Source organism: uncultured Ruminococcus sp. (assembly GCF_947301925.1).
GTDB lineage: Bacteria > Bacillota > Clostridia > Oscillospirales > Ruminococcaceae > Ruminococcus.
On record NZ_CAMYUE010000001.1, the window covers coordinates 730,075 to 739,462 of the forward strand.

A 9,388-nucleotide genomic window follows, 5' to 3' on the forward strand; every position below is an offset into this window, starting at 1 on the left:
TTTTAAGAATCATTGATTATAATATAGCCATCTATTAATAATAGCTCAATATGCTATTTAGGAGGATGATCGAAATGAAACGGAAACACTTACTGGCAGGCATACTGTCTGCCTGTATCCTCGGCTCTGCTGCCGCAGCGGCGACTGTGGCAGGAGCAGCAGGTGATATAGTATACGGCGACACCAACTGTAACGGAACTCTTGAGCTGGCCGACGCTATACTTATCATGCAGAGCCTTGCCAATCCCTCAAAGTACGGCATACAGGGTACAGCCGAAGGACACCTGACAGAACAGGGCAAGAAGAACGGCGACGTGTGCGAGCGCGGCGGCGGTCTCACATCAAGCGATGCTCTGGCTATCCAGCGCAGACTGCTTAATCTTATCCCCAGCCTGCCCGAGTCCTATGCTCCCGGCTACTCCGAGGAGGAAACAACCACTACAGCTCCCCCCCAGGTGACTACCACCACCACTACCCAGCCTGTCACAACTCTCCCCAAGGAGGACGTTGAGACCAAGATCCACCTCAACGGTTCGTCAATCACTGTTGACGGCAAATACGCTGAGGCAAACGGCTCAAAGGTCACTATCTCACATTCGGGCAATTTCTACATCGACGGTTCTCTCAACAACGGACAGATCTACGTTGAGGTACCCGATGACAAGGCTGATCCCGATACAGTAAAGCTCATACTCGACGGCGTTAATATCACAGGCAGCAATGCTCCTGCGATACTTGTAAAGAACGCCGACAAGACCTCTATCACCCTCTCCGACGGCAAGGACAACGTCCTCTCCGACGGCAGTTCTCCCTATGCGGGCGATAACGAGGGCGACGCTGTAATCGAGGCTAAGGACGACCTTACGATCAAGGGCGGCGATGCAGGCACAGGTACTCTCACTATCACCGCTAACTGCCAGCCCGCTGTTGTATGTAACAACGATATCAAGATCACAGGCGGTACTCTCACCATTGATACCCTTAACGAGACAGAGGGTCAGGACGCTATCAAGGGCAAGACCTCTGTTACCGTAAAGGGCGGTACAGTCAATATCGACTCCAAGGGCGACGGTATCAATTCCTCAAAGGGCAATGTGGATATCGAGGGCGGTACTCTTACCATCAAGTCCAGCAAGGACGCTCTCCAGGCAGCCACAGAGCTCAATATCTCAGGCGGTAAGATTGGCGCATTCGGCGACAAGGGTCTCACGACCAAGGAGGGCACTATCAATATCACAGGCGGAAGTCTCATCGCTACCGCTACCGATAATCAGTACGAGGGCACCCTCACCGCTCAGCAGTCCACTCTTGTTTTCGACTTCGTCAAGGAGTGGTCAAAGAACAATCCTATCGCTGTAACTGACGTTTCCAAGACTATCCTCTTCGAGGAGAATACTCTCAAGAAGTACAGGTATGCTGTAGTATCATCTCCCGATCTCAGCACCTCCGGCGATTATAAGGTATTCGCAGGCGGCATCAAGATGAAGCACAGCACAGGCAATACCTTCAATGGCGGCACTCCCGCTTCATTTACTGAAGTAAACAACGATATGGACAACGAGGATCAGCTGTACGGCAGCTTCTTCGACCAGAAGCAGGTTCACAAGATAGACGTCAAGATGTCCGAAAACGACTGGAAGAACTTCCTGTCAGTCTGCAAGAATGAGGAGTGGGTTCCCTGCGATCTCACTATCGACGGCGAGGAATTCAAGAACGTCGGTATCAGAGCAAAGGGCAACAGCTCTATCATGATGGTCAACAACGGAAAGTACAGCTTCCGCTTCAAGCTGGATAAGTACGACAAGTACACCAATTACCACGGTCTTACCGAGTTCTGTATGAATAACTTCTATTCAGACGCTTCATGCATGAGAGACCTCCTCTGCTACAACGCTATGTATTGCATAGACGGTGTGGCTCCCAAGAGCAGCTACTCTGATATGTATGTAAACGGCAAGCTCTACAGCTTCTATTATGCTATCGAGCAGCCCGGTACCACTCTTGCAGAGCGCTACGGTATCGACGACGATACAAACCTCTACAAGGCTACCGAGAGAAGCAATCAGGGCGGCGGCATGATGATGATGGGCGGCGACAGCTACAGCACCTTCACAACTAAAATGCCGGTAAGCAACCTTGATCTTAAGTTCGGAAAAGACGAGCAGCTCGCTCACCTTGAAGAGCTCAAGACTGAAATAAACAAGTTATCAAGCTCCAACTACAAGTTCATTGAGGATATCATGGACGTTCCAAGCTTCCTCAAGGGCTTCGCAGTTAACTCGGTAATGTGCAACTACGACAGCTATAACGGCTCTCTCGCACATAACTATTACCTCATTTACACAGGCGGTAAGCACTACTTCGTTGGTTGGGACTACAACCTCAGCCTCGGTGCTTTCATGGGCGGCGCTGACGCCGTTAACTCGGACGTAACTACAAGCCTTTATCAGGCAGAAATTGCTGATCGTCCTTTCGCTAAGCTTCTCCAGGTACCCGAATACTACGATATGTATGTCGGCTATGTCAAGGAGATCCTTAACTACTACAGCAATCCCGAGCAGTACGTTTCAGAGTACGCTTCTATGATCCGTCCTCACGTTCAGGCAGATCCCCTCTTCTTCTTTAACGTTGATCAGTTCGACTCTACTACAAAGAAGAGCGCTAACGGTCTCCAGACCAGCGGACAGCAGGGACAGCAGCAGAATCCCTGGGGCGGTCAGCAGCAGAATCCCTGGGGTGGTCAGCAAGGCTGGAACTGGCAGTCCAACGAGCCCGACGGCAGCGTTGTCGTAACAGACGAAAGCTGGGCGTTTGAAGGCGGCTGGGGCGGCGGCTTCGGCGGCGGCGGCTTCGGCGGCGGCGGCTTCGGCGGCGGCGGTATGATGTGGGGCTCAGAGAATATCTCTGTAGTCGACTTCCTCGTAAAACGCTTTGAAATCATCCATTCCGCTTTACACTATTGATAAGCTATAAGAGTATCCCCCTCACTTGAGGGGGATATCTTTCTCTCAAAGTATATGTTAAAAAATAATTTTTTCTCAAAAGCATTGACAAGCCCCCTCGTTTCTGATATAATTATTTTGTTGTGATGAATGTCACTTCAATATGTATCATAGGGGTATAGCTCAGTTGGTAGAGCAGCGGTCTCCAAAACCGCGTGCCGAGGGTTCAAGTCCTTCTGCCCCTGCCAAAAAATGCCGTAAACTCGCCGTTTACGGCATTTGCCATTTATGAACGGCTGTTCATTTCTAACACTTTTCTAACACTTGGATATTTTGTGCGTCCTGTGCGGAACTGTCAAAAGTTCTGTACAGGACTTATTTTATTCGCTGATTGCAAGCAACTGTGCCATTTTTGCCGCCGAGCTCTCCTTGCTGGAGTAGTCCAGATGAGCATAAATGTTGGCTGTTACCTCGAATGTTGAGTGTCCCAGCCACTCCTGTATCGCTTTCATTGGTATGCCGTTCTTCAAGAGCAGGCTTGCACAGGTGTGGCGCAGGTCGTGGTAACGTATGTGGCGGAATCCGTTGTCCTTGAGCAGCTTTCCGAACTGCACCGATATGAAGTTCGGACGCATAAGCTGACCTGTGGCATCAGTGCAGACGTAATCGTCGCAGTCGTGGCAGTATGCACCTCGAAGAACTGCTGCATTCATGGACTGCTGCTGTCGGTGGTAAAGCAGTTCATTTTCAACATTCTCAATGAGCGGAAGTGTCCTGTTGCTGGACTGGTTCTTCATTCTGTCGAAGCCCTTTGCCTGGTATTTGCCGTCCACATTAGCCTCTATTACCTTGTGGGATATGGAAATGGTCTTGGACTGGAAGTCGATGTTGCTCCATTTCAGCCCGAGAGCCTCGCTGCGTCTGAGTCCATAGTAAGCTGCAAGCATTACGGGGATGTATATGGGACTCTCCCTCGCCGCAATAAGCAGGTCTCTCAGCTCGTCCTCGCTGTAAAATGAGGCTCGGTAGAGCTCCCTCTTCGGGTGGTCTGCGTGGTCGCAGGGATTATCGTCGAGGAGCTCCTTCTTCACCGCATAGCTGAATGCTGCGTGGATAAGTCCGTGATAGCGCAAAGCCGACGCTCCCGACAAGCCTGAGCCTTCAAGATAGGCGTAGAAGTCGTTGAGGTCTTCGCCTGCAAGGTCACCTATCGTTATACCGCTGTCCCCGAAGAACTCGGTTATCCTGCCGTTCACCATTTTCATATAGCCGTCTATCGTGGACGGCTGAAGCCTGCCTGACGACAGGTTTATCCAGTCAGTGAGGAACTCCGTCAGCGTCTGATACTGCACCTGCTCTCGCTGCTGAATGAACTTCTCGGGAGCTTTCTTCTTGCTGATAGTCCTCAGCAGCTTCCTCTGACTGCGGTTGTACTCCTCAAGCACCTCCGCCATACGAGCCTTGGCAGCCTTTTTGTTGCCTCTTGCGTCCAGCCCCAGCGCTACCCACTTTATGGAACGCTTGCCGCTGCGATCGTACAGATTCACAAGCACATAGTACTTGCCGTTTTTTACTTGCAGATTTCCTGTTACTTCTTTCATTTTTACCTCCTGTTTCGGAAATCCGCTTCAGCGACTACAGTATACCACAACCTGTCCCGAAAAGCAATATTCGGACTCAGAATTAAGATTTCAGACACATTTGCGGGAGCAAAAAAATAAACCGGAAAGTGGTTAGCTGTCCGGCTTATAGTCGTTTAAATCAGAATTTATCGTGTAATTTCCATTTCAATACTTTTCCATTTTTCGCCGCACAAATCATAACTTGTGATATTGCCATTTTCTCTGAATCCGACTGATTTATAGCAGTAATAGGCATCAGGATTATTATCAAAAACCTCTAACGAAACTTTAGTGATTCCGTAAAGCTCAAAAGCAAATTTAATCCCTAATTTCAGCATTTGTTTTCCGTAACCCTTTCCTCTTGATTCAGGTCTAAGGATTACGTATCCGAAGCTTAATTCCTCAGCATTTACACCTGGTTGACGCAGAGTGAAGAAACCAACAGCCCCTGTTTCATCAAATGCGGTAAACGGAAAATACTTTTCGTTATCAATTCTTCCGGATACAGCCTGTTCAATTCTCTCGGGAGAAACAGGAAAATCACCTAATCTACCCTCGCTCCACTTATAGAAGGAAATGCTATCCCGACACCAGCAAGCTATTTGTATACTGTCGTTTTTTCGGTATGGTCTTATTCCGAGCATTAATTCACCTCATAATCAGTATTTGGTTTACAAAAAAACTCATTCAGCTGTTTGTTGTAATCGGTTTTGTAAATTCCGATTTATATTACTAAAATTATACATCAGCTAATTCATATTGTCAATATCACACCGCCAGCACCTGCGAAATAATCTCAGCCGAATGCTCCTTACTGCTGAAATCAAGATGAGAATAAACGTCGGCAGTTGTGCGGTAGTTCGAGTGTCCCAGCCACTCCTGTATCTCTTTCATCGGCACCCCGTTTGCAAGAAGCAGGCTGGCACAGCTATGGCGGAGGTCATGATAGCGTATGTGCTTCAAACCGTTTTCTTTCAGCAGCTCACTGAATTTTGCCGTGACATAGTTCGGTCTGAGAAGCTGACCTATCTCATTCACGCAGACGTAGTCATCGTATTCGTGAACGTAGGAATTTCCGCATAAACGGCGCTGCTCGTCCTGGTGGAGCTTCAGCCTCCGCAGTGCCATTGCCACTTCCTTCATCAGCGGAAGTATCCTGTTGCTGGACTCCGTTTTCATTTTGTCGTGACCGACTGTCCGATATTTGCCGTCTACCTTCTGCTCCACGACTTTGTGAGCAATACGGATAGTGCCGTTCTCGAAGTCGATATTGCTCCACTTGATACCGAGGACCTCGCTGCGGCGAAGTCCGTAATATGCAGCAAGAAGCACGGGAATGTATATCTCGCTCTCTTTCGCAGCACGGAACAATTCCGTCAGCTCCGACTGATTATAGTACGCTCCGCGGTACTTCTCAGCCTTTGGACGGTCGGCGAAATCACAGGGATTGCTGTCAATGTACTGGTGCTTCATAAGAAAGCTGTATGCGGAATGTATCAGTCCGTGATACCTCTGCTGAGAAGCACCTTTCAGTCCCTGCCTTGCAAGGTAAGCATAGAACTCGTTCAGATCCTCGCCTGTGAGATCATAAACGGTAGTTCCGCGGCTCTCGAAGAACGTCCGTATCCTGCCGTTGCAGAGCTGCCTGTAACCGTCAATGGTAGTCGGTTGGAGCCTCGCAGACGCGTGGTCAATCCATTCTTCGATGTATAAAAACAGGGGCAGAGCTATTATTCGGCTCTGCTCCTTTATAAACTGCTCGGGATGTTTCATCTTTGAGATAACTTTCAGTGCCGCCTGCTGTTTCTTGTTGTAAGCTACAAGCAGCTCGTCAAGGAAGGCTTTCGCAGCTTTCTTATTACCTCTGATCTCATATCCCGTGAATACCCATTTCTGTTTTCGTTTACCTGTGTGGTCGTATAAATTCAGCACAGCATAGTACTTGCCGCGCTTGGTTTGCAGACTTCCCGTCACATTTTTCATAGGCAGTACCTCCTTGCTCCGAGTATGTATTCAATAACTTTTATCTTCGGTATCCTTATATTCTTTCCGACCTTGAAGCTCTGTATCTCGCCGCTGCTTACTAATTCATAAGCAGCATGGCGACCTACCGACAGCATTTTCATCAGCTGCGGAACACTCACCACGTCGGGATAATCGGTAAACATCTTGTCGTACATCTTTTCAATATCTGCCAATAGCTAACACCTCTCTTTAGTATTCTAAACATTATCATAATCATTGAATTGTTCATTTTAACATTCTCCTTTGGTTTTTGATAAAGTAAAAGGGTACGGCTCTGTCCGTACCCTTTCCATTTGATTTTTATTTCAGATTCTCGCTCCTGCCGAACATCACATCAATTATCAGTTCGGCACAGTCGCGGAAGCCTTGTATGTAGCTTTCCGCTACGATTGTCTCGGACAGCATTCCCTGCATATCCGTTATGTTATTAAACAGCTTTTTATCATCAGCCGACAGCCTTTTCTCCAGTCTGTCACACATCTCGAGAAACTCCAGACTTCGCTTTGCATAGTCGGAGTTCTTTCTCACATCGTGCTGACACGGTATGACGTTTCCGTAGTATAAATCCTGCAACCTCATCGCCGCGGTCACCTCCCGACCAACAATAATACCACAGCTTCCAGTCGAAATCCATTCATCAGAACCACTGAATGTTCGCTGTTGATACTGAGCAGAAGCACTACAAGGGTATCGGCTTTCACGATACCCTTTGTTGACAGAGACGCCGTCACGTTTTGTTACTTCGTCTACTGAACGAACGAATCGTTCCGCACCGCCTTGAATTAGGGCTGGTGTATAAGCATAGAACGTTTTGTTCACCCCTTTGCTGAGCCTGCGATTTGCCGACTCAGGTGGCGAGGTGGCGATTCATCACCCCATCGTCATGACGGGATATTTCATCCCACCATACTGAATTCCCATTTCGGGAACGCGCTCCTAAGTCGGGACTGAGTGCAGTCATGTTTTGGGACTTCAAGTACCGCTACGGTAGTCGAGCTTCGAATAATAACTCACGGACGTTTTATCCCTGAGTCATAGTCACCCCATGTGTATTCCGTGAGCTTCCTTGCGCTCACGTTCTTCTGCGAGTGCTTTGCTGTCAACGTGTTTCCGAGCGTACTCGGTGTCATCGGCAGGCTCGTCATCAATCAACGAAGCCACAGCAGCAATGCCACCGACGATATCAGGTGCAGAAACTCTATAAGCACCACCAGTCGGAGCAGTCTGAAGCCGTGCTTCCTGCTCTGCTCTTCGGAGCATTTCAGCTGCGATAAGGTCCGCTCGTTCAGCCTCCCAGCCTGTGATACGAGATCCTTCGCCGCCTGATCCAGCTTCGACACCTCTGCCGTCACGTTTTGTGACGTCTGCTCCTGAATCTCCTTTCCCTGTTCCAGCAGCTGATTGTATATCGTCCGCTGATTTTGCAGGTACTGTTTCATCTGTGCATATGTCATTGTCTCGTCTGTCTGAGCCTTGACATCGAACAGCGTATCTGTCAGAAGTTTCAGCTGTGATATCAGCGCCAGCCAGTTGTGTTCCTGGACGCAGACCATAGTTGGTATGTCCTGTGTCTCCTCCAAATTCTGTTTGGAGGCTTCTTTCGCTTCTTCGTATTTCGAATTCATATTCCATATTCTCCTTTCTGTATTTCGCTTCGTGAAGCTTGTTGTCGCGGCATCTCCTGCCGTTGGGACAGGTGTATGTGATGTACTTTCGGCTATCTTCCCATTTCACATCGTAGCCACACTGCTTCATGTAGAAGCGGAATTGTTTCTTGGACTTTGCTCTTTTCATGACCATGTCAATGGTATTGGAGAGAGCCATTTTCCAGCTCTCACCTCGCATTGCAACACGATACTCACCGTTAGTGATACCGTTGCTCTGCTTGTGTATCTCGGGTTTGCTGAGCGTTGTCACTCCGTACTTCTGACAAATTTCATCGCTGAGATGCCGCAGCTCTTGCAGTGTAAACTTGTTTGAGTGGTACTTCAGACCTGTGTCAGCGTTGACCGCATTGAGTACGAAGTGCGAGTGTATATGGTCGGCATCGGTGTGAGTTGCAACTACAACTTCGTGACCTTTGAACGCTCGCTCTGCAAACTCAACAGCAATCTTGTGAGCAAGCTCGGGAGCAATGTTGTAGCCGCTGGGGTGTGACTGAACGAAGTGATAGTAGCGTATGCCGTCAGTCTTTCCGTACATCTCCCTTGTGTTTTTGAACTCCTGATATGCAGTGGGCAGCGAACAATTGAGAGCCGTCACATATTTCTTGCCCTCGGTCTTGTCATCACGACAGATGTAGTCGAGACTTTTCTTTCCGCCGCCACCGCCTTTCGTGCTTATCGCTGTGACCGTCGCCACTACTTCACCTCCCTCAGCAGCTGACCTATCAGCTCCGTGACCTTCCTGTGCTCTTCGAGGAGCGGCTGAAAATTCACGGCAGTCAGCCTGTCCATGTTTGCAAGTGTAGCTATCTGATTGAGGTTCCGTCCGATAGCTTTCTGCTGCCGGACTATCTCATCTATACCGGTTGCGACAACGATTTTCTTACCGAGAGCGCACCGCATTACGAAGTCATTCAGCTTCAAGCCATGCCTCTCAGCCAGTTCATGGACATGTCTGCTTTCTTCCTCTGTGCAGCGTATCGCAATAGTCGTGTTACGTTTTCTCATGTTATCTACCTCCTGACTTTTGTTGGTGTATGCCTATGAATTGAAGTGGGTTCGGGCTTCTGCCCGACAAGCAAGGCGGCAGGCGGAATGCCAGCTGCTATGCTTGCCAACCCAGTAGGGTTGATTT

Annotated in this window: 8 protein-coding genes and 1 tRNA gene; 2 read left to right on the forward strand and 7 right to left on the reverse strand. The window is 48.9% G+C overall.

Annotated elements, in window-relative coordinates; all coding sequences use genetic code 11:
* Positions 1 to 74 precede the first annotated feature (74 nt).
* Positions 75 to 2,963: a carbohydrate-binding domain-containing protein gene (locus Q0Y65_RS03410; protein WP_297957001.1), complete on the forward strand. Its 2,889-nt coding sequence runs from the start codon at positions 75 to 77 to the stop codon at positions 2,961 to 2,963.
* Between the two features lie 151 nt (positions 2,964 to 3,114).
* Positions 3,115 to 3,190 (forward strand) — tRNA-Trp (locus tag Q0Y65_RS03415).
* A 132-nt stretch (positions 3,191 to 3,322) separates the two neighbouring features.
* Here Q0Y65_RS03415 and Q0Y65_RS03420 read toward each other — a convergent pair.
* From Q0Y65_RS03420 to mobC, 7 genes are all read right to left on the reverse strand, one after another.
* Positions 3,323 to 4,543: a site-specific integrase gene (locus tag Q0Y65_RS03420; RefSeq protein WP_297957004.1), complete on the reverse strand. Its 1,221-nt coding sequence runs from the start codon at positions 4,541 to 4,543 to the stop codon at positions 3,323 to 3,325.
* Between the two features lie 167 nt (positions 4,544 to 4,710).
* Entirely contained in the window at positions 4,711 to 5,208 is a 498-nt protein-coding gene (locus Q0Y65_RS03425) for a GNAT family N-acetyltransferase (protein WP_297957007.1), read from the reverse strand.
* Positions 5,209 to 5,332: 124 nt separating this feature from the next.
* Positions 5,333 to 6,547, reverse strand: coding sequence for a tyrosine-type recombinase/integrase (locus Q0Y65_RS03430; protein ID WP_297957010.1), 1,215 nt, complete (start codon positions 6,545 to 6,547; stop codon positions 5,333 to 5,335).
* Positions 6,544 to 6,762 (reverse strand): helix-turn-helix domain-containing protein, encoded by a 219-nt coding sequence (locus Q0Y65_RS03435; protein WP_297957013.1) that lies wholly within the window; start codon positions 6,760 to 6,762, stop codon positions 6,544 to 6,546. The genes Q0Y65_RS03430 and Q0Y65_RS03435 overlap by 4 nt, the downstream gene beginning before the upstream one ends.
* A 127-nt stretch (positions 6,763 to 6,889) precedes the next feature.
* Positions 6,890 to 7,168, reverse strand: a complete 279-nt coding sequence (locus Q0Y65_RS03440) for a DUF6809 family protein (RefSeq protein ID WP_297957016.1) — start codon at positions 7,166 to 7,168, stop codon at positions 6,890 to 6,892.
* A gap of 459 nt (positions 7,169 to 7,627) precedes the next feature.
* Positions 7,628 to 8,950, reverse strand: a complete 1,323-nt coding sequence (locus Q0Y65_RS03445; protein ID WP_297957019.1) for a relaxase/mobilization nuclease domain-containing protein — start codon at positions 8,948 to 8,950, stop codon at positions 7,628 to 7,630.
* Positions 8,950 to 9,261 carry a plasmid mobilization protein gene (mobC, locus tag Q0Y65_RS03450; protein ID WP_297957022.1) on the reverse strand — a complete coding sequence of 104 codons (312 nt, stop codon included), beginning with the start codon at positions 9,259 to 9,261 and terminating at the stop codon, positions 8,950 to 8,952. The genes Q0Y65_RS03445 and mobC overlap by 1 nt, the downstream gene beginning before the upstream one ends.
* Between the last annotated feature and the right edge of the window lie 127 nt (positions 9,262 to 9,388).

Bases quoted from the DNA above. Each gene is read 5' to 3' on its own strand.
- Q0Y65_RS03420 (WP_297957004.1), bottom strand. From the start codon at position 4,543: ATGAAAGAAGTAACAGGAAATCTGCAAGTAAAAAACGGCAAGTACTAT.
- Q0Y65_RS03430 (WP_297957010.1), bottom strand. From the start codon at position 6,547: ATGAAAAATGTGACGGGAAGTCTGCAAACCAAGCGCGGCAAGTACTAT.
- Q0Y65_RS03440 (WP_297957016.1), bottom strand. From the start codon at position 7,168: ATGAGGTTGCAGGATTTATACTACGGAAACGTCATACCGTGTCAGCAC.
- Q0Y65_RS03425 (WP_297957007.1), bottom strand. From the start codon at position 5,208: ATGCTCGGAATAAGACCATACCGAAAAAACGACAGTATACAAATAGCT.
- Q0Y65_RS03410 (WP_297957001.1), top strand. From the start codon at position 75: ATGAAACGGAAACACTTACTGGCAGGCATACTGTCTGCCTGTATCCTC.
- mobC (WP_297957022.1), bottom strand. From the start codon at position 9,261: ATGAGAAAACGTAACACGACTATTGCGATACGCTGCACAGAGGAAGAA.